General features: G+C 45.5%; 19 protein-coding genes and 1 pseudogene. 13 read left to right on the top strand and 7 right to left on the bottom strand.

Translation table 11 applies throughout. The features are described 5' to 3' along the window. Nucleotides 1-68 precede the first annotated feature (68 nt). From PG915_RS09140 to PG915_RS09100, 9 genes and pseudogenes are all read left to right on the top strand, one after another. Nucleotides 69-290, top strand: a complete 222-nt coding sequence (locus PG915_RS09140) for a VF530 family protein (RefSeq protein WP_353496244.1) — start codon at nucleotides 69-71, stop codon at nucleotides 288-290. Nucleotides 291-348: 58 nt separating this feature from the next. After that, nucleotides 349-787, top strand: a pseudogene (locus tag PG915_RS09135) (YtoQ family protein). Nucleotides 788-824: 37 nt separating this feature from the next. Further along, nucleotides 825-1,172: an SH3 domain-containing protein gene (locus PG915_RS09130; RefSeq protein ID WP_353496243.1), complete on the top strand. Its 348-nt coding sequence runs from the start codon at nucleotides 825-827 to the stop codon at nucleotides 1,170-1,172. 31 nt (nucleotides 1,173-1,203) lie between these two features. Beyond that, entirely contained in the window at nucleotides 1,204-1,686 is a 483-nt protein-coding gene (locus PG915_RS09125; RefSeq protein WP_353496242.1) for a GNAT family N-acetyltransferase, read from the top strand. 136 nt (nucleotides 1,687-1,822) lie between these two features. Beyond that, nucleotides 1,823-2,416 (top strand): DJ-1/PfpI family protein, encoded by a 594-nt coding sequence (locus PG915_RS09120; RefSeq protein ID WP_353496241.1) that lies wholly within the window; start codon nucleotides 1,823-1,825, stop codon nucleotides 2,414-2,416. Continuing rightward, on the top strand, nucleotides 2,413-2,916 hold the full coding sequence (locus PG915_RS09115; protein WP_353496240.1) for a GNAT family N-acetyltransferase: 504 nt from the start codon (nucleotides 2,413-2,415) through the stop codon (nucleotides 2,914-2,916). Before PG915_RS09120 ends, PG915_RS09115 begins: the two co-directional genes overlap by 4 nt. 70 nt (nucleotides 2,917-2,986) lie before the next feature. Then, nucleotides 2,987-3,661, top strand: coding sequence for a YoaK family protein (locus PG915_RS09110; protein ID WP_353496239.1), 675 nt, complete (start codon nucleotides 2,987-2,989; stop codon nucleotides 3,659-3,661). Between the two features lie 32 nt (nucleotides 3,662-3,693). Further along, nucleotides 3,694-4,488 (top strand): PhzF family phenazine biosynthesis protein, encoded by a 795-nt coding sequence (locus tag PG915_RS09105; RefSeq protein WP_353496238.1) that lies wholly within the window; start codon nucleotides 3,694-3,696, stop codon nucleotides 4,486-4,488. A 55-nt stretch (nucleotides 4,489-4,543) separates the two neighbouring features. After that, nucleotides 4,544-5,596, top strand: coding sequence for a hypothetical protein (locus PG915_RS09100; RefSeq protein ID WP_353496237.1), 1,053 nt, complete (start codon nucleotides 4,544-4,546; stop codon nucleotides 5,594-5,596). 14 nt (nucleotides 5,597-5,610) lie between these two features. Here the strand turns inward: PG915_RS09100 and PG915_RS09095 are convergent, their stop codons facing one another. Both PG915_RS09095 and PG915_RS09090 read right to left on the bottom strand, forming a co-directional pair. After that, nucleotides 5,611-6,243: a DUF3299 domain-containing protein gene (locus PG915_RS09095; protein WP_353496236.1), complete on the bottom strand. Its 633-nt coding sequence runs from the start codon at nucleotides 6,241-6,243 to the stop codon at nucleotides 5,611-5,613. 129 nt (nucleotides 6,244-6,372) lie between these two features. Next, a complete protein-coding gene (locus PG915_RS09090; RefSeq protein WP_353496235.1) occupies nucleotides 6,373-7,395 on the bottom strand; it encodes a helix-turn-helix domain-containing protein in 1,023 nt (340 codons plus the stop codon). A 226-nt stretch (nucleotides 7,396-7,621) separates the two neighbouring features. Here PG915_RS09090 and PG915_RS09085 point away from each other — a divergent pair, with 226 nt between their 5' ends. From PG915_RS09085 to PG915_RS09075, 3 genes are all read left to right on the top strand, one after another. Beyond that, nucleotides 7,622-8,764, top strand: coding sequence for an HlyD family secretion protein (locus PG915_RS09085; protein WP_353496234.1), 1,143 nt, complete (start codon nucleotides 7,622-7,624; stop codon nucleotides 8,762-8,764). Further along, nucleotides 8,754-9,821 (top strand): DUF2955 domain-containing protein, encoded by a 1,068-nt coding sequence (locus tag PG915_RS09080; RefSeq protein WP_353496233.1) that lies wholly within the window; start codon nucleotides 8,754-8,756, stop codon nucleotides 9,819-9,821. Before PG915_RS09085 ends, PG915_RS09080 begins: the two co-directional genes overlap by 11 nt. Nucleotides 9,822-9,976: 155 nt before the next feature. Further along, a complete protein-coding gene (locus tag PG915_RS09075) occupies nucleotides 9,977-11,740 on the top strand; it encodes a phospholipase D family protein (protein ID WP_353496232.1) in 1,764 nt (587 codons plus the stop codon). Between the two features lie 201 nt (nucleotides 11,741-11,941). On the opposite strand, the gene PG915_RS09070 is transcribed toward PG915_RS09075, so the two are convergent. The 5 genes from PG915_RS09070 to PG915_RS09050 all read right to left on the bottom strand — a co-directional run bounded on the left by PG915_RS09070 (nucleotide 11,942) and on the right by PG915_RS09050 (nucleotide 18,515). Then, nucleotides 11,942-12,724 carry a hypothetical protein gene (locus PG915_RS09070; RefSeq protein ID WP_353496231.1) on the bottom strand — a complete coding sequence of 261 codons (783 nt, stop codon included), beginning with the start codon at nucleotides 12,722-12,724 and terminating at the stop codon, nucleotides 11,942-11,944. 112 nt (nucleotides 12,725-12,836) lie between these two features. Further along, nucleotides 12,837-13,004, bottom strand: a complete 168-nt coding sequence (locus PG915_RS09065) for a hypothetical protein (protein WP_353496230.1) — start codon at nucleotides 13,002-13,004, stop codon at nucleotides 12,837-12,839. A gap of 111 nt (nucleotides 13,005-13,115) precedes the next feature. Then, complete coding sequence (locus tag PG915_RS09060; RefSeq protein ID WP_353496229.1) at nucleotides 13,116-15,914, bottom strand: Hsp70 family protein; 2,799 nt, start codon at nucleotides 15,912-15,914, stop codon at nucleotides 13,116-13,118. 88 nt (nucleotides 15,915-16,002) lie between these two features. After that, nucleotides 16,003-17,883 carry an Hsp70 family protein gene (locus tag PG915_RS09055; protein ID WP_353496228.1) on the bottom strand — a complete coding sequence of 627 codons (1,881 nt, stop codon included), beginning with the start codon at nucleotides 17,881-17,883 and terminating at the stop codon, nucleotides 16,003-16,005. Then, nucleotides 17,883-18,515 carry a DUF2760 domain-containing protein gene (locus tag PG915_RS09050; protein WP_353496227.1) on the bottom strand — a complete coding sequence of 211 codons (633 nt, stop codon included), beginning with the start codon at nucleotides 18,513-18,515 and terminating at the stop codon, nucleotides 17,883-17,885. The genes PG915_RS09055 and PG915_RS09050 overlap by 1 nt, the downstream gene beginning before the upstream one ends. Before the next feature lie 284 nt (nucleotides 18,516-18,799). Here PG915_RS09050 and PG915_RS09045 point away from each other — a divergent pair, with 284 nt between their 5' ends. Continuing rightward, a complete protein-coding gene (locus PG915_RS09045) occupies nucleotides 18,800-20,374 on the top strand; it encodes a sensor domain-containing diguanylate cyclase (RefSeq protein WP_353496226.1) in 1,575 nt (524 codons plus the stop codon). Nucleotides 20,375-20,389 lie beyond the last annotated feature (15 nt).

Here is a 20,389-nt window from a genome sequence, read left to right as displayed (position 1 = left end):
TGAATCTGCGGCTTGTGAAAGCACAATCTGTTACACTGCCGCCCGTTAACTAATTTCAGGTACAAAACATGAGTCAAGAGCAGCCCAACAATCCATTACATGGTCTAACGTTAGAAAAAATATTAGTCCGTCTTCAAGAGCATTACGGCTGGAAAGGTTTGGATGCGGAAATTCAGATCAACTGCTTTTACAACAACCCTTCAATTAAATCTTCATTAAAGTTTTTGCGCCGAACTCCGTGGGCGAGAGAAAAGGTAGAAGCGCTCTACATCGATACTTTCTGTAAGTAATAACATCATTGCTCAGCCCGTGTGTTGAGGGTAGACTGACTTAAAAATCAATGTGTTAATGGAGTACGTGTTGAAAGTCTATCTATCAGGTGAAATTCATACCGACTGGCGAGAGCAGATCATTGAGGGATGCAAAGCGAAGAGCCTTGATATCAGCTTCACCTCTGCCAATACCCATCATGAATCAAGTGATGCTGCAGGCGACGGCTTAGGTGTCGAGTCTCAGCAGTTTTGGCGCGATCATAAGTCTGCCAAAGTAAACGCAATACGCATTCAAACAGCCATCAAAGCGTGTGACGTTGCGATTATCCGGTTTGGCGATAAGTACAAACAGTGGAACGCCGCTTTTGATGCAGGTTACTGCGCAGCACTTGGCAAACCTTACATTACACGACGACAGCTTGGTGCACGCTCTGAAAGAGGTCGATGGTGCGGCGCAAGCATGGGCGACGACACCGAAACAAGTAGTAGACTTGCTGGCTTATCTTGTTTCTTAGGGTATCTAGGTCGCGCATGAAAAAGAAAGGATGCAATATGCAATACAAGGTCGTTAAAGACTACACAGACACCCCTGAGAAACCAATCATCATCACAAAAGGAGAGCAGCTCAAGGTAATCGAAGAGTCTGACGCTCACGGTGATTGGCCGAATTGGATATTTTGTCGTGGCGAAGACAAAAAGGGCTGGGTTCCTAAGCAAATTCTCATCATAGAGAGTGATATTGCAACCGTTCAGAAAGACTACCAGGCTATTGAGCATCGCTTATCTGTGGGTGAATTACTTGTTGCAGAATTTGAACTCAACGGTTGGATTTGGTGTGCAAAGTCCAGCGACAAAGATGCAATGGGTTGGTCGCCGTTGAATCATCTCGAGCGCGTTTGAACCGATTTATATTAGAGACAAGGAAGAGTCTATGTTACGTGAAATGACGAAAGAGGATTTTGACGCATTTTGGCCTACCTTTTCACAAATCATCGCCGCTCAAGAAACCTACGCGTTCGAACCACATATGACGCTAGAGCAGTCACGTGAAATATGGTGCGAGGTACCTTTAAAGACCTTTGTCTATGTTGTTGAAGGTGAGATATTGGGCTCCTACTATATCAAGCCAAATGCTGCTGGACCAAGTCGTCATATTTGCAACTGTGGTTACATGGTTTCAGAAAATGCTCGAGGTAAAGGTATAGCAAGGCAAATGTGTGAGCACTCTCAGCAAGTAGCAATTGAGCTAGGGTTTGAAGCGATGCAGTTTAACAGTGTTGTATCGTCCAATAAGATTGCGGTAGAGCTTTGGAAGAGGTTAGGTTTCGAGATCATAGGTACGATACCTAGAGCTTATAACCATGGTCGCCTTGGTTATGTTGATAGTTATGTGATGTATAAGCGTTTGTCGTAAAGCGTGACTTCAACTCTAGTTAACACTTTGTTCAGCAAACACTTTGTTCAGCAAACAATAGTGTGCGCGCAGAAGTTGATATTTTTGTTAGATCTGAATAGTGTGGGTAACAGAGTATTAACAAAGGGCGGGTGCCATGAACATTGGGATTTATATCTATAGGGACGTCGAGGTATTGGATTTCGCAGGTCCGTTTGAGGTGTTTTCTACGGCAAACCGCTTTTTGTCTGATGAAGACATGTGGAGCGTCAGTTTGCTATCACATAACCACGGTACGGTAAGTGCGCGCGGCGGATTTAACGTTCAGTCTGATCACTCGATTCTAAGTCATCCAAAACTTGACGTTGTCATTATTCCCGGCGGTATTCACGAACCAGAGATGAATAATGACAAATCTATGGACTGGATTGCCAAAGTTTCGCAACAGGCGGATTTCGTCGCTTCGGTGTGTACCGGTGCTTTTTTGTTAGCCAAAGCTGGGGCTATTACCAATCAAGCGGTCACTACTCATTGGGAAGACCAAGATGATTTAAAAGCGAAGTTTCCGAATTTGACGGTTAAGTCTGGAGTACGTTGGGTGGATGTTGGCAGCATAGTGACCTCTGGGGGGATATCTGCGGGCATCGATATGAGCCTAAGGTTGGTTGAAAAGCTAAAGGGCAGAGAGGTGGCGTTAAAAACGGCGAAACAAATGGAGTTTGATTGGAATGAACATGGATTGGTTTTATGACGTTAACGATTAGAAAAATAGACGTTCCAGTTACCGAGGAGTTAGTCAATCTTTCGGTAGAAGACAGCCAACTCCCATTTGTGGGTATCACGTCGGAAATTGTTCATAAAAGTCTCACCAAGCCATTAGAGACCCAATGGGTCATTTATTCCAATGACATAGCGGTAGGATTCTTTTTACTCGATCAAGGCTATGCAAGCACTATGAGCGATGCACCTAGCGGCGCGATAGGGCTAAGAGCCTACTTTATCGATAAACGCTATCAAGGACTTGGGCTTGCCAAAGCTTCTCTGAACCTCATTACCGGACAATTTCATTCTTGGCTTAACATAGCGCCCTGTGATTTGTATCTGACCGTCAATTGCAAAAACACCGTCGCTTACCAGTTGTATCAAAAAGTCGGTTTTGATGACACTGGAGACCTCTATTTAGGGGGAGAAGCCGGTCCGCAACACATTATGTGCTTCAAATCAAAGAAAACCCGCTCGATAGGACTATGATGCACGCTTCGATTTAATCGTCGCTAGTCTATTTTGTCGTTAACCTATTTTGTTGTCGTGAGGTACTCAGGTGATCTCTAAACTACCACGTTGGATTGAATCTGGAGCTTTTGTTCTAGCGTTGCTTGCGGGAACCGTAAACGCTATCGGTCTACTAGGATTTCAACACCAAGCTATTTCACACCTATCAGGGACGGCAACGCTACTTGGAACTCAGCTAATCAATGATTGGTCAGCGGCAGGGCACTTGTCGGCCATTGTTGTGAGTTTTCTTGTTGGGTCGGCCATTTCTGGGCTATTCATTTCGAACGTATCACTTAAGCTTGGTCGACAGTACGAATGGCTACTTTGTATCGAGAGCCTATTTTTATTCACTGCGACATACTTTTTGCTTAGTGGCTCGCAAGCCGGTAGCTATTTTGCATCGGCGGCGTGTGGCCTGCAGAATGCGCTCGCAACGACATTTAGCGGTGCGGTTGTTCGTACAACGCACGTGACTGGGATTGTCACTGATCTTGGGATTATGATTGGCTCTACGTTGCGTGGAGAGACATTCGATAAGCGTAAAGCGAAGCTGTTTGTGACAATTTTGCTTGGCTTTATTCTTGGCGGCATTGTTGGTGCTTTACTTTTCAAGAGCTTGGAATTTTTGGCGCTTGTTGTACCTGCTATTGTTTGTATACTACTTGCTCTAGTTTATCGAATCTACCGCAAGCGGATTGCCTACACCAATCGAGCTAGTTGAGCGGGGATCAGCAAAGTAAGGGAAGGATACCAATGACTGAGCAATGGATTGTTGATGCGTTTACCCAAGTTCCATTTAAAGGCAATAGTGCCGCTGTCATCGTCGTTGATGATTACCAGAATGAAACTTGGATGCAAAACGTCGCAATCGAGAATAACTTGTCCGAAACAGCCTTCTTAAAACACCTTGGTACCAACCACTACTTCATCCGCTGGTTTTCCCCCATGATGGAAATCGATTTTTGTGGTCACGCGACGTTGGCATCGGCATATGTGCTGTTTGAGCAATTCAAACTAACAGGCAAAATCACGTTTTCTACGGAAAAGGTCGGTGACTTAGTCGTATCAAAAGGTGAGCAGGGAAAAATCGAAATGACTTTTCCCAATTACGCTCCATACCCGGTAGCAGAAATTCCAACGCCTCTCCTAGACGGTCTTTCTATAAAACCCAAACATATTTTACGAAGTGAGCAAGCCTATTTTGCTGTGTATGACCAAGCCAGTGATTTGCTCGATTTGGAAACAGATAATGAACAGTTAAAGCGCTTGGCGCCTTTCGATGTGGTCGCAACAGCGTTAAGTGATGATGATCACTATGATTTTGTTTCCCGATATTTTTGGCCAGCAAATGGAGGGGACGAAGATCCTGTGACAGGATCGATTCACGCTGGCCTCATGCCTTATTGGGGCGAAAGGTTGAACAAGACAAGTTTAACTGCGCTGCAAGCCTCAGCGCGAACGGGCGTTCTCTATGGCTTACTAAAACATGACAAAGTTCTGATATCTGGAGACGCTGTTTTGTTTGCGAAGTCTCAGCTATTTGTATAGTGTGACGACAAATTTTGAGGGTTAGCCTCAAGTAAATGAACGGAAGAATAGAGCGATGAAACTGTCAAAAAGAGAAAGTCGCGTGGTAAGCAGTGCGATTGACCAATGGCACGAAGAAGGTGTGATCACTGATGACGATCGCAGCAAACTCAAAGGCAGTTATGAAGTTGCAAGCATTGACTGGTCACTGATTGCTAAGTACTCATTCTGGGTCGCTATTTTATGTATCGTACTCTCAGTCTTGTCAGTCTTGCTCGACAAGTGGTTAATTGAGCTTATCGAACAAATTTTTAGTGCGCCTGATATCGCTAAGAGTGGATTTTTTGCTGTTGTAGCCGCGGGCTTTTATCTCTACGGTGTAAGAAGAAAGACGAGCGCTCCAGATAAAACCTTCAGTAATGAAGCGTTATTCGTATTGGGTATCATCAGTACCGCTATTTCTATCTATTTTATTGGTCAAGTCATTGAAACCAATAACTTAACGAAACTGATCTTACTTGCATCCATTGTTTATGGATTACTTGGATTTTGGATACCATCCTTGTTGGTGTGGGCGTGTGCCTTGCTTAGTCTGAGCATTTGGTTTGGCATTGAAACCTACCAGTGGGATGAGTCTGGTTACTTTCTTGGCATGACGCTGCCTCTGAGGTTTGTGTTGTTTAGTGCAATTCTGGTTGCGTTAGGGATGGTAACGCAGCGCAAGTGGCCACAGTTTGAAGACTTTTCCATTACGACTCGCGCGTATGGGTTGATTCTGTTTTTCTTGTCGCTTTGGGTTGTCTCCATTTTTGGCAACTACGCCGATTTCGCAGAGTGGGGGGATGTGAGCCAGTTTTCCCTCATCCATTGGTCGGTATTGTTACTGATCGCTTCGCTTGCAGCGCTTTATCATGGTATTAAGTTTGACGATGAGCTAAACCGTGGCTTTGGTCTCATTTTTGTGTTTATTAACCTGTATACCCGATTCGTTGAATACTTTTGGGAAGGCACGCATAAAGCACTGTTTTTTGCCGTACTCGCAGCAAGCTTTTGGTTCTTCGGTACGCGCGCTGAAAAGATCTATCGTCTTGGTCAGCGTCCACGAACGATTGAAACAGGGAGCGAATAATTTCGCTTAGGGTTTTACTCGTACACTTCTACTGACTGAGCTTCCATTGTATAGGCGGTGGTCACATCCGTGGCACCGTCTGACAGCTCAATATTAGATGAGTTGGTTTGTTGAGCCAGCGTGCCTTCCACCCAGACTGGGGTATACAAACCTCTAAATTTAACGCCTTGAGGAAAGCTAACGACGACCATTTGATTCGCTGGTGGGGGCGGGGTGTGGATACAGGCACCGGCAGTGGGTACCAGGATAAATTCAGTGACTGTTAAGTTATCGAATTCAAGTGGAACGATAAACCCCGGGAGTCGTCCTTGTTTGCCAATCAGATCATTGTTTACCTTCATGTTCCAGTCTGAATGATCTTCGTCGATTAGCTTTTGCTCCTCAATCAGATCAAGGATGTTGATGCCTTTCTCAGCAAAGCGAAGTAGGGCTTGTCTATAATCGTCTTCGCGCGTTGATTTTTCTTCATCATGACTATTTTGATAGTCAACAATCATCATTAAATCGTAGCGGGCTCTGATGTCGTAGTCTTTAAAATGATTGCTGTAACTTGGTGCGTCTATCTCCTGTGCTAGATCTTGCCAACTCCAATCATTGGCATACGAACTCACCGAAACAACAGCAAAAAACCAAGCAAGTATACGCACAGTAACAACCTCTAAAACTCATTATTCAATACCGCCGACACGCTACCAGCATGAGTCGGTTATGTATATGTCCTAATTATAGTTTTCATTCTCGATGTGTAACAGTTAGTAATGGATTGCCATGTAATCTTACTGAGCTCTATGGTTGTGGTTAAGGTTCAACACCGTTTTTTGGTAGAGCTTGGGCGTTAGGCCGCTAATGCGTTTAAACGAGCGTGAGAAATGGGAAATATCAGAGAATCCAAGTTGACTGGCAATATGAGTAAGAGACAGCTCCTCACTCATCATATCTACGGCAACGGTGAATACCAAGTTGTCTTTGATATGACGAAAGTTGGTACGTTCCTCTTTGAGGCGCCTTTGTAATGTTCGTGGGGACAGTTTAAGGAGTTTGGCCGCGTTTTCGAGTGTTAAGTTATGTTCTCGTACATAGGGTAGCAGTGCGGTAAAAACTTGGTCGGTAAAGTTGGCATGCCAGGTGACAAGTGGAGCCTGGGTTTCGGTATCTTTGGCCGTGATGTTGGGCTGCTGATCTAAAATCTCATCTTCGATTAGCCACTCGATACGATCATTACTGACGATGTATTGAGTCGATTTGCCAATGATCGCTTGGTAAAGCTCGATTTCATCAATCTGGATTTTAAGCTGTTTTGGTGTCCATTGACTCTTGGTCAGTGCTCGCACTAACTCAATCGCATACAACACAGCCCAGACTTCAGACCTAATAAACGGGTCACTGCCATCATTCTCCCGCTTACACCAATACCAGGTTCTTCCGTGCACGGTTTCAAGTCCAACGCTAACGTTGGTAGCGTCATAAGTAAACACATCACGCGAGTGCTCCAAGGCGTCTCGCACTGTACTGCACTCAGAGAATTGCCCTAACAGATTTGGTAGTGACTTTTGCTTGATGGCGGTTCTTACTAAATCACCAAAGTTGGTCATACCAAGTTGATTGCCAAGTAAATATAACAGTCGTTTAACTGGCTCTTGCGGCAAGAACTCTTGGTCTAAATCAAACAGATCGGGTGGCAATCCAGAGTCGCGGATCGCTTGGTGTGGATCTTCTCCGTACTCACGAAATAATTCGACCAAGATACGAGCATAACTCGATTTGATCAGTCGATTGGCGGGCTCTTGGGGTGTAGGCATGATTCAATCTCTTGAAAAGCGTTGTTTTTAGCTTAGTCATTTGGCGTGAAATGGCAACTTTTAGATATCGTGCCCGTTAACATTATCAACGATTGAGAATGAAAATAGAATGCATGATCGATGAAGCTAAAATACTAATTTATAACGTAATTAGTTTTTAATCTCCGTTTATTTAGTCTATAACTAAGTAAACTAAAGTCGAAGAATTGTTAACAAGGGCGACACAATGAGTGATAAAAGCGAACCGGCTATCTCACCCACGGATAACGCTGAGCAAAAAGAGTTGGATAGTCAACAAGCAAACGCTAAGCAGAACAAAGTCAAGAAGGTAACCAATGGCCTCATCATTGCCATTGCGGTTAGCCTTGGTGTAAGTATCGTTTCTGACAGAATTGTCCCTTCAACAGATAACGCGCGAGTTCAAGGTTATGTCGTGCCAGTCAAACCGCAAGTGTCAGGGCAAGTCATTGATATTCAAGTGCGGCCAAATCAGTTGGTCTCTGAGGGTGATATCTTGGTTTCTCTAAATCCAGTGGATTATGAGATTGCGGTTAAGAAAGCTGAGCAAGATCTGGAAATTGCGGGGCAGAATGTCGGTGCACAGACGGCGAGTATTGCTTCGGCTCAGGCGAGACTCACCAGTGCAGTCGTTGAACGTGATAACGTTGAACTGCAAACTCGACGAGTGTTGGGGCTAGCTGACAAAGGCGTAGTGTCTGACTCTGAAGCGGATAAAGCACGCGCCAATCTCGCGACAGCGAGAGCTAACGTCACTAATGCTCAAGCCGATCTAGAACGTGCAAGTCGCCAACTTGGCGCTGAAGGTGAAGAAAACAGTCAAATCAAAGCAGCGCTACTGGCATTAGAAAAAGCGCAGCTCGATCTAGAGCGTACAGTCGTACGCGCGCCGACCAATGGCGGGGTATCAAACTTCCGTCTTTCTGAGGGCTTTTATGCCAGTGCAGGTCAACCCATCATGACGTTCGTTTCTAGTGACAGTATCTGGATTGAAGCGTACTTTCGCGAGAACAGTCTAGGTAATATCCAACCAGGGAACGAGGTGGAAGTTGCATTAGATTTTGCGCCGGGTAAGGTAGTAAAGGGGCGTATTTCGAGTGTCGATTGGGGTGTTGATTGGGGGCAAAGCAATCAAGCAGGTAAATTGGCACAAGCGAATAACCAGACCGGCTGGTTGAGACAAACTCAGATGCTGCCGGTTACCATTGAGTTTGATACTACAGATGCAACGGGTTTGTTGAGAATCGGTGGACAAGCCGATGTGGTTGTTTATACCAGTGACAATGGGATCTTTAATCTTCTGGGTAAAGTTTGGATCCGTCTATTAAGTTGGATGTCTTATGTCAGATAGTTCCATTGATGAAGCTCAGAGCGTTGCAACATCTGAGCTCTCCGATGCTACTCAAACTCGTATATTGCGTTTCACAATTGGCATCGCTTTAGCGACGTTTTTGGCAGCGTGGATAGATTGGCCTCTAGCCTTTGTCGCACCGATTTTTACTGCAAAATTTTTGTTTGAAAAACGTGTGCTGCACATTGATATTGTCTATGAACTGCTGCTAGCCATGATCGTTACAGTGGCCATTGGTGTGGTGCTGAGTGTTGGGTTTGCGCAGTATCCAATTCCGATGCTGCTCAGTGTCGCGGCTTTGATGCTGGTGGGTTACTACCTGTTCCTTAATCCGAAATGGAATTTGTTCGCGACCATCCTACTAATGTCGACGTTGATGTTGCCATTTATGGCCATTCAAAGCACAGGAACAACCATCTTCTTAGCCGTAGGGCTGAGTTTATCTGGTGCGATTTCAGTCGCCATTTTTGCACTTATGCATGTCTACCTTCCTGAGCGCGAGGAGACGTATCAAAGCCATAAAGCCGTTGAACTGTCGGATTCGTTTCGTTGGTTTTCAGCGGTGCGCGCCCTGATTATGGCTTTTCCTGTGGTATGCGTCTTTTTTGTATTCCAGATTTCCGAAGCTTTGCTGTCAATGATATTCATCGCCTTGTTGTCACTGATGATCACAGGCGAGAAGTCGGTGAAGTTAAGTGTGTTTCTATTGATTAGCAATGCTATTGGTGGGGTAATAGCCATCATAGTGTTTGGCTTCCTTGCTTTGGTACCAAACATCGGTTTTTACACGCTATTCATAGCGTTGTTGGCGATTTTTCTCGGGCAGAAAATGTACACTGAATCCGCCAAGGCACCTATCTATGCAACGGCGCTCAATACTGCGCTGGTGCTAATTGGCACCACATTGATGAGCTCAGGTGTGATAGATGAAAAGATGTGGATACGTCTAGGGCTGCTTGCATTGGTGGCGGTGTACATGGTTGTGGCGGCGTTCTTTATCGAGACTCGTCAATGGAAAGTACTTCAGTTTAAAGGGCAAATGATGGCGTCGAAGTAATAGACGTCTTCTTTGATATCAAATCAGATTTGGCGGCAAGCTCATTCTACAGCGCTATGTTGGCTATCGATTTGTGCAGAAATTAGGCTCTATGCAGAAGATGGAATTGCGCTAGTCCGCCGGTTAATCAAATAGTTACGTAGTTAGCAACCAATATGTGGAAAGGGATCTCAGTTTTAGCTTCTCTAGTCTTATTGGGAGGCTGTGCATCTAACGCTCATCCTCCTGTCACCTCGAATGATGGATGGACGTCTGATCTTATGGAGTCTCGCCACTGGCGAGAGGCGGACGAGCTCGATAAAGATTACCTCAAACTTGCCTCAGAAACGTTGCTTCCAGTTCAAAAGGCCAATGTGAAAGTGATTGGCACGGAGCAGCAAGATGCCATCAAGAGTTTAGCGGCAAAGATATATCTTATCGAAAATGCCAAACACACTATAGATATGACTTACTACATCTTTGCTGATGACTTGGCTGGTAAAGCAACGCTAGGAGCGCTGTGTCGAGCTGTAGAGCGTGGGGTCGATATTCGTATTATGGTGGATAGTCTTGGTTCATACAGCCCAAATAATGGCAACTTGAAAGGGCTAATGCAGTGCGAGGAAAATGCTGGGTACGTCAAAGATAGACAAGGCGAAGCGACAACTCAAAAAGCGCGTGTACAAGCAGTGGTTTTCAACGCATTGACAGATAGTGACTCCCGCTGGAATCGACGTTCACATGATAAACTGTTTATCGTCGATGGATTCTACAATGAGTATGCTTATTTGATCACGGGTGGCCGTAATATGTCACTTCATTACTACGGGATCGACAGTGATGGCGAAAAAGATTTCAGTGCATTTCGTGATATTGAAATCTTAGTGAGGCCAAAGCTCGATGCGACACCAGAGCAATCTCCGACGCAGCTTAGTGAGTATTACTTTACAGTGCTCTTTACCAAACCCGGAAACAAAAAGCTCGATACGTGGGCGAGTTACAATCGTGATCGCGGCTTACTGCTTAGCGCACTGGATCAACTTAAAGCCAACTCGGAGTTTAGCGAAGCGTATGCTGATATTCATCGCTATGTGAATCAAGGCTATCGAGTTACCGATACAAAGTTTGCGCACGAGCTAGATAATCTCAACGCTGAAGATGTCGCATCCCGCTACAGCACAAACAAAAGCGCCAACGCTAACTCGATTAGCGGTATTCTGGCGAAAACCGCATACAGCAACAGTAACCTCAAGACCATTCGTGTCGTCTCTCCCTATCTTTTCCTTCAATCTGATTTATTAAAAGACGAAGGAGTCTTGGATAAAGATCTCAACACCACCCTTACGTGGTTAGAACAAGATCCGGAGCGTAAGATTGAAATCATTACCAACTCAGTGCTAACCAGTGATAACTTCTTCACGCAGTCTGTAATCGACATGCACACTGTGCCATCGATGATAATGACTGACGATGCTTTGAAGCAGCAATGGTTGGATGATGACCTCGAAAAGAATGAGCTAAACCGCGCGTATTTAAACTCTGAAGCGTGGAAGAAAACCATCAATCATCCACGAATCAAGTTCTATCAATTGGGTAAGCCAGACTCAGTGTTGCTGGGTGGCGACCAGTTCTACGGTAAGTTGCATGCGAAGTTTCTCATCATTGACGACAACGCTTTTGTTGGTACAACCAATCTCGATTTCCGTTCATTACTCTACAACAACGAAGTCGGTTTTTTCCTATCTGGAGAGGAGCTCATTGCAGATCTAAATCAACAGTTTGAACTACTTAAGGAGGACTCATTACTTTGGGGAAGTGAAGAGTGGATTTCGATGAGGAATAAACTTCGTGAAGCCGGAGGGACTAAAGGTAGAACGTCAGAAAGTCAAAGAGAGATCTACAACCTGCTCGAATCAACAGGCCTTAAATATCAGTTCTAACCGGAAACATACACGTCTTTTGATTGGGTGGCGCAGATAGGTAAATCATAGAGCTCCAAGAATGATAGTTTGGCTTGTGACATCGTCGTCATGAGATAACACTTAGGAGCACTATGATTGTTTATTTCCGTGTTCAAGACATACAAGAGCTGTGGCTACATGTAGATCTAGCGACAAGCTTGCAGATGAAACTTAGGACACTTAAAAGCTAAATGCCCAGCCTACCATTGGCCCTTGTTGCGTCACATCGACCGTAGTGGGGACAGATTCATTTTTAAGGTTTAAGTACCGGTAACCAAACCAAATATTATTAAGTTCGCTCAGCCTATAAATTCCAGCTAAATTCAGACCTCGATTGACGTCATTGTCGCCAGCGATATTGGTATCTACGGTTAGGCTTAATCCCCAGTCTTGATTGAAATAATGCGCGTATTTGAGCCCAACCAGCCAATCAAACTGATGCTCTGTTGATTCAATAGGTGTGATAGGGGAGCTGTTGATATTGATTCCAACATTAAAACTACTGTAAGTATGGCGAACCCCAGTGAGCAGTACTAATCCATTCGTTACCTCATAACCACCAAAAAAGTCATTGAGTGACATTGTTGCATCCACATCAACGTTGGCACTTATTTCTGGAAAGATTGGTAACTTGGGTGTGTAAGTGGCGCTAGTGTCGCTTTTGATATGGAGGTAGTTGGTACGGAACCCAAAAAGCCATCGGTTCTTTTGTGCGTAAAAGTCGCCCATGATGCCAAAGTTTAGGTTACTGACGATATTAGAGAACGGAATATCGATATTAGTGCGACCATCTGTATCACCAGCTGTACCAGAGATACTCGGCATCCAAATCATGGGGAATACGAGTAAGAACTGCCACTCGTCGTCGCTTGTTGTTTTGTTGTTAGCGTCATAGCTGTCCGCGATACTAGCCGACGAAATCAGTGAAGTGAGTATAAAAGTGGTGATTGCCGATGGTTTCATTGCCTATCCTTGTACAAATGAAGCGTTAGCATTAGTGTTGCTAACAACGCTTATCACATAAAGGATAGACTAACAAACTGCGTAAGGTGTTGTAAAAATTAAAAAAACGAGCTCATTTGAGCCCGTTAGTCTTTCCACTATAAAGGTAACTATAAACCCTCACGGGCCAACCGTATTCGGTGTACTCTTTGGCAAGCACTCTAGCCACTTCTGCAGTGACTTTCACTTGTACCCAATCGCCAATCCCTAAAGGTTGAAACTCAACGACGATTTTTTTCATTATTAGCCCGCCTGTTTTATAAATGTTTTCGGCGGGCAATGTACACCCAAGTCTCGTATTTTGCTTGGAATATCAGTTATTCCTAAAGCAAAAGCTGAAATACATATTTCGCTACTCTTTAAGTAAATGAAGTCCAGCAGGTAACGCATCACCAAACAGCTTTTTGGAGTCTGCTTCAGACAACGATTTGACCTCTGAAACTAATTCAAGCCAGCTAGATGGCGCCTTGGAAGATTTCAGCTTGTTTGACACTTGCTCTCGGTAGTCATCAGATATATCCAACGAGCGATCGCCGGTTTTTCGACACATAAGTACACAAGCAAAGGCAACCATCGGCTCTTTGAGCCAGTTTTGCTCTAGTAACTTAGGTAGCCACTGTTCGATTTGCTCGCGAGGAATCACATTGTGCTGGCTGCCGTACAGGGGCGTGCGAGAAGCAAGGCGACCCAATGCCCACCAGTGAGCTTGCTCGAATTGAGATTGGTTGATGGCTTTACTCAGATACCAGTTCGCTAGGAGCACCTTATCGTCGACATACAGGTTTTCCAGACTGGCGGAAAGCCTTACCATGGCTTCATAGCCCTTGTCTTTTGCACCTTGGAAGGTCTTTGCGTTTTTCATTGCGCCAGGATGAAGGTATTTGGCAATGTCACCTAGAATCACTTCTTGCTGCTCTTCATTTAGGCCACCAGAGACACGTCGCCAAAATGTCCACCAGTCACTCCAGCCTTGTGCGTTCTGAAATTGAATACCTTGTTGGTACAAACCCCAAATCTGCTCCATACGCCAAGAGTCTGTTGCATCTCCAAAGCCCGGACGCATACAAAAACCAGTCAGACGCAACCAGTTTTTCTCGTGTTGTTCAGAGCGACGGCGACGTTTTCTACCAAGAGAGAAGCTGTCGACCAAGGAGCGAAGGGTATGAAAGTCCCATTCGTCTTTCTTACCTAGGTTTTTCTCCAGCGTTTTAGACAAGAGTTTTATTTCGTTGCTGTCTGCACTGTTTTTGTTGCCACTGTATAAGCGAGACACCAATTCTTTACTCGAATCTAATCCAGGGTGAGCCTTAACCGTCTCCTGAGCACCTTGCTGATTACGCACTTCAAATTCAAGTTCCCATCGCTGCTGTTCATCTTCTGAGCTGACACATTCGACTTTTAATGTGCCGACTTCAGTGAGCTGACACGCTAACTGCACTTCAACACGCTCTTTTTGATTCGCCTGGAGTTTTGATTCGCTACCCTGTAACGTACTGATGTAGGGCGGCAACGGTGTAAACTGATCCGGATCGATATTGACCATCAGACCATTCTGTACTTTCTGCTGCTCACCGAACACATCATGCGTAGAGGTTAGTAAATTGAACCTTACTGGCTCGCCAAGCGTGAGTGCAAAACGTCGACCTGTTAGACGGATCTCTTGTCCTTCATCGGTTCCTTTCGCCAATAAACACAGCGCTTGACCAAGCTTATTTTTTTCTTGGAGGTGCAAGAAATAGGAGCGGGCACTTCCACCACCAATTTTAAGCTGCGCGCCGCGTCTCGCCTTAGCGAACGCTACAGCACCTAGTGCGACAGACCAATCCGGGTGAGGGTTGGAAAGTAGTGATATTGGCGCACCTTTCCAGTTTTCGACAATATCAACGAGTCGGCGAGTGACTAAGTCACTGTTGAAAACACCACCGTTCAGCAGCAAACCGACCGGGATTGCGGGTTCTGCATCGGTTCCAAGCGCCTCTTTCGCTACTTCTTGGTGAAGGTGGAGAAACTCAGAAACATGCTTACTAACAGCAGGGTCGGCTACATACGGTAGGCCAAACTCAACCACGGCGCTGCGTTTCTTGTCTGGTCGCGTACCAAAATCTGTTTTAGGGAAAAAGCCCTCAAGAGTGATCTGATGAACCTCTTGTTGACTGAGTGCCACACTCTTGGTTCCGCCAATTAGACGCGAGCCACTGCCGAGCATGGTGATCTTCATTTCTGCGGGTGCATTAGAAGAAAGCAATGCCTCTTTGGCTTTGCGAGTCTGTTGAATCAGTTTAGTGAGGCTTGCTGCATTGAGTTTTTTCGACTCATTGAACCGCTGTTCAGCCATGTGGGCGAGTGCTAAATCCAAGTTGTCGCCGCCCAGCATTAGATGTTCACCAACTCCAATTCGGTTAAGCTCTAACTCATCGTCATGGTGTTTAGCTTCAATAAGGCTAAGGTCAGTGGTACCACCACCCACATCACATACGAGTATAAGAGGCACTTGAGCAAGCTCTTGCGATGCACTTTCTTTATGGCGTGCGTACCAGTCGTAACATACGGCTTGTGGCTCTTCGAGTAGATGAACCTTTGGTAAACTAGCAAGCTTCGCCGCTTGCAGCGTCAGCTTGCGAGCTGTTTCATCAAAAGAAGCGGGAACTGTAATGACAACATCTTGGTCTTCTAATTTGTTGTAATGGTGTCTGTGGTTCCAAGCTTGACGGATATGATTGAGATAGCTTGCGCTGGCAATGACTGGCGACACTTTTTCTACATCTTGAGTTCCAGCCCAAGGAAGAATGTCATCTTCTCGGTCTACGGCTGTGTGTGATAGCCAACTTTTTGCACTGGAGACTTGCCGGCCTTCGACTTTAGCGCCGAGCTCACGAGCCCACTCACCAACGATAATGTTACGGATATCGCCTACAACAGGTTGATGCTCCCAAGGGAGGGTTAAGTCAGCCTCAGAAACTTGCTGCTTGGCTGGGTGATAGCGAAAAGAGGGTAGAAGAGGTTTACGAACCACTTCGCCAGGGCCAACTAATTGGTCAATTTCGAACAGTTCAACAGGGGAGTTTGAGAGGTCGTCCTGAATTTCACAGAATGCGACAACCGTGTTGGTTGTACCTAAATCAATGCCGACCAAATATTGTGCGGATGCCATAACACGCTCCATTTAGAATACTTATAAAGCTAATAGCGCAGATACTGGAGATAAAAAACGGCACCAGAGGTGCCGTTTAGTTTTGCGATTACACGTCTTCGCGAACGTCGAACTCTACATGCCACTTTTGACCGTTGTCAGAAGCAATGGCCTCTAGGTAAAGTGTACCAAGTTCTGTGACGCGTGATGATAGGGTAACTGGCACAACGTCTCCGATGCTACGGCCTTCAGAAACTGGCAGTGTTACTTGAATTTCTGGAAGCTCTTCTAGCTCTTCCGGTTTCCAGTAATCTAGGTGAACACCCGCTTCATCTTCACGACGCGTAGTCGAACCAAAGAATTGGAAGTGCACTGGCTGACCGATAACGAGACCAAACTCTTGGCTTGGAACCTGAACACTGCTGCCTTCTTCCATACCAAATTGAGCAACACATAGCGCTTCCATTGGTGGCGCCATGCCTGGAATAGCTGGCATAGCACTTTCAATTCCGATGTAGTAGCTAGAGGCGATGCCGCCTCGAATACGTACACCTTGACCGCGACGAACGCAGCCGTAATAGGCTGCGCCACTGGCAACAGCAAGGTCAAGGTCAAGGCCAGAGAGCATTTTTGCTTTGTCAGCATTCGCTGTTTCTAACCATGCATTGATGGTGTTGAACAGTCGTTCAGAAAGTAGCTTCGATTTAAGTACACCACCGTTAAATAGTAGTGCTGTCGGCTTAATAAACTCGGCAGGCGCTTCCATGCCTGGCATGCCAGAAAATGCGTTGTCTGCTGCGCTGCTTTGACGGCTCAAAAACGCGGCGATGTGGCGTGTAATTGCAGCGTCTTGCGCGTAAGGCAGACCCATTTGAGTCAGAGCGCCGCGAGCACGTTGTACTGGGTGCTCATTGACTGCAACTTGTGGGAAGAAGCCATCAACAAGTGTCTGTTGAACTTCTTGCTGAGTGAGTTCAGTTTTTAGCGTTGCTCCCAACAGTTTTGAACCACGGCTTGGAACGACGATTGGTACCGATTGGAGTTCAGCATCGTTAAGCAGCGCTTCTTTGGCGTCACGACAAGCGTGTGTCATCGCTTGAACTTGCCAAGGCTGAAGCTCTTTGCCATCTTGTGCGAGCTTCATCTTTAAACGGTAGGCAAGGGCAAGATCCATGTTGTCGCCGCCAAGAAGGATATGCTCACCAACAGCAACACGCTCTAGATTAAGATTGCCATCTTGCTCTGTCACTGCAACCAATGAAAGGTCGGTCGTACCTCCGCCCACATCGACCACGAGAACGACGTCGCCGACGTTAACTTCGTCGCGCCATTTGTCATCACTGTTGTCAATCCAGCTGTAAAGTGCTGCCTGCGGTTCTTCCAATAGAGTCAAATGGGCAAGACCGACGTTGCGTGCTGCTTCTGCAGTAAGGTCGCGTGCAGCTGGGTCAAAAGAGGCCGGTACCGTGATGGTCACATCCTGTTGCTCCAGGCTATGCTCTGGGTGCATGTGGTTCCAAGCATCTTTTAAGTGCTCAAGGTACAGCTCAGTTGCACGAAGCGGGGAGACTTTGCTGACCTCTTCTGGGCTGCCTTGTGGTAGGAAGCTGTCACGACGGTTAACGCCGCCGTGGCATAGCCAAGACTTGGCACTTGCCACTAGGCGAATGGGTGTCTTTGAGCCTAGGTTACGAGCCACAGCACCAACTAGCGCTTTCGGTTCACTCGTCCAAGGAAGAGTGCGAGAGCCTTGACCCATTTCATGTTCGTGTGGCTGATACAAAAAAGAGCCAAGTTGTTTGTATGACTCTACGGTACCAGGTGCCGTCAATTGTGGAATAGACACGACTTCAACTTGCGCGTCTTCATTTTGAGTGTCGATAAACGACATAACACAGTGGGTGGTACCAAGGTCGATACCCACACTGTATTCAGCAATCTGCTGATCTTGAGATTTCTGTTGATCTTGAGTGTGCACTGAAGGCTCCATTATAGCTCTACCTCTGCCGGTGCGATGATTGATGCGTTGTAGTTCTCAGACAGTTTTGGAAGGGTCACTTTATCTGCTTTCCAGCCTTTGTGAACAAGAGTACCGTTAAATGGCGCGTTGCCAGTTACATTACCTGTTAGGCGAATAGCTTGTGAGTCAAAGCCTTCTTCGATTGAAATACGGGTCTCTTCTTCTTCATTACGGATAGGAGAAAGCTCAAAGTATTCAGTGATGACTTTTTTACCGCCTGAGTGAACAACACGTGCAGCAGCGCCAACTTCTTCGTCTGAGAATGATGTGAGATCTTCTTGTAGGAAGTCGACCATGCGCGCTTCTTGCTGCATGAGTGATAGCAATTGCATTGCAGAATCGGTAGAGGCTGTTGCTAGCTTCGACTCAACTTCCACAACCTTCTCAACTACTTTTTCTACTTCAACTACTTTTTCAACTTCTACGATTTTTTCTACTGGCTTTTCAACTTCGACAATCTTTTCAACTGGTTTTTCTACTACTTTCTCGACAACTTTGCTCTTACGAGAAACGGCGATCGCGAGTAGTAAAACGCTTGAGGCAGCGAGGCCTGCGTGCAGCATATCGAAAGTCTGTGGGATAGCATTTAGATCGAAGTTCATAGGGGGTTCTCTATGTGTCAGTCGTTAGTCATTAATTTTGGGGCGAAGTCTAGCATAATCAAGGCTCTTAGCGCGACGCTTTCGCAGATTTGTCATTACAAAGTGAGTTTTTTGGACGTTAAATCAGCAGATAATGATGTTTTTCTGAAATATAGTGATCTGTGTTTTATAAATCAACGCATCAACTTCTTGGAAATCGATGGGTGTGTAGAATCGTTTGGGCTATCACTAAAATAATAAAGTAGCAATACATATGATACGTCAGTTGGATATAAGTATCATAAATGAGAAAACTGACAATAATTAGTCAGTCAGGACAAAAAATGGTTGCAGGCTTAAAGAAAGAAGACCGTGGCGTTAAACGCTATGCGGCACTGGTTTTAATAATAGGGTTAATTCTTACAATATTTATCACTCACATCGTGTATCGAGGGCAACAACAGCTTGCCGAGTCAAACTTTGAGTTCTTAACTGATAATCAAGCGGAAAACATCAAAGAACTGGTGATGCTTGATATTAGTTTTATCGGCGCGGGGGCGAGTTTTTATCACGCGACCCAGCCTTCGGCATGGGATAACTTTGCTAGTTTTGCCGCACCTTTGGTCGATGGTTCGCAAAGCTTGATTGCAATGCAGTGGATGAAAAAAGTCTATCCCGAGCAATATGATACTCATACTGCGCGAGTGAGAGAGCGCTTTCCGAGCTATCAAATTTACACGGTACCTAAAGATAAACCTCGCGTTGAGGGCTACATCCTCACTGATGATGAGCCGATGTTCGTCGCGAGTGACATTTACCCTGTGAACGAGGGCAATTTACGAGCTTTGGGTTACTACTCATCTCGTGAAAGAGTTCGAAGAGTGATTCGCAACACTCGTGTGACTGGCGAGCCAAGCCTCTCAGATAAGATTCGCTTATTGCAAGATGGCTTTGACCGCTCAATTCCAAAACAAGGCATGCTGGTTTACGTGCCGGTATTTGAAGCAGGCACAGATTCGCTTCGAGGTGTTGTCATAGGGGTTATCCGTATTACTGCCTATTTCAAACAAATCGTTTCTAGAACCTCGATTGGCAAAGATATTGGTGTACGGGTGGTTGACCTAGGTTTTGATGCAGAAGATGACCCTATCTTGTATCAGAACGAGCAGTGGCGTTTACTGGATACCCCAACAAAAGACATTGTTATCGATCTTTACGACAGACAGTGGAAAATTGAATTTAAACACGACGCTGTGATTTCGAAAACCGACAAGCTAATTTTGTTCTTCGTTGGTACTGGCGGGCTGCTCATTTCAGTTCTTCTTTCGTATGTCGTATACCTGATGCTCCGTGAACAGCGTAGGCTCACCGTTATCGTGAATCGTCGAACGAAAGATCTACAATATTTAGTTGAGCGAGATCCTCTTACCGAAGTCTACAATCGCCGGGCATTTAACCGATTGACTGAATATCATATATCTTGTCACAAGCCTTTTTCCCTGGTGATTATTGATGTCGATAATTTCAAACGTATCAACGATCAATATGGCCATGTGGTGGGTGATGAAATCTTAATGCAGGTAGCGGTTTACATTAAAGAGCAGATGTACCCTGATGACATGCTGTTCCGTCTAGGGGGGGATGAGTTTGCCCTAATAAGTCGATGTATTGACTACGGGACACTGCATCACTATCTGACTCGAATGTGTATGGAAATCGCAACCTTGAGTTGGGATGCTATTGACTCCAATTTCAGATGTTCGCTGAGTGTAGGCGCGGCAGTATATCGTGGTGAGACAATAGAGCAGCTTATCAATCGTGCGGATGAGCAGTTGTACATTAGTAAGGCCAACGGACGAAATAGAGCGAATGTTGCTTGAATAAAGAGCAATCAG

The organism is Vibrio sp. CB1-14 (assembly GCF_040412085.2).
GTDB lineage: Bacteria > Pseudomonadota > Gammaproteobacteria > Enterobacterales > Vibrionaceae > Vibrio > Vibrio chaetopteri.
The sequence above is the reverse complement of the archived record's forward strand: the minus strand, read 5'-3'. Positions and strand labels throughout refer to the sequence as shown.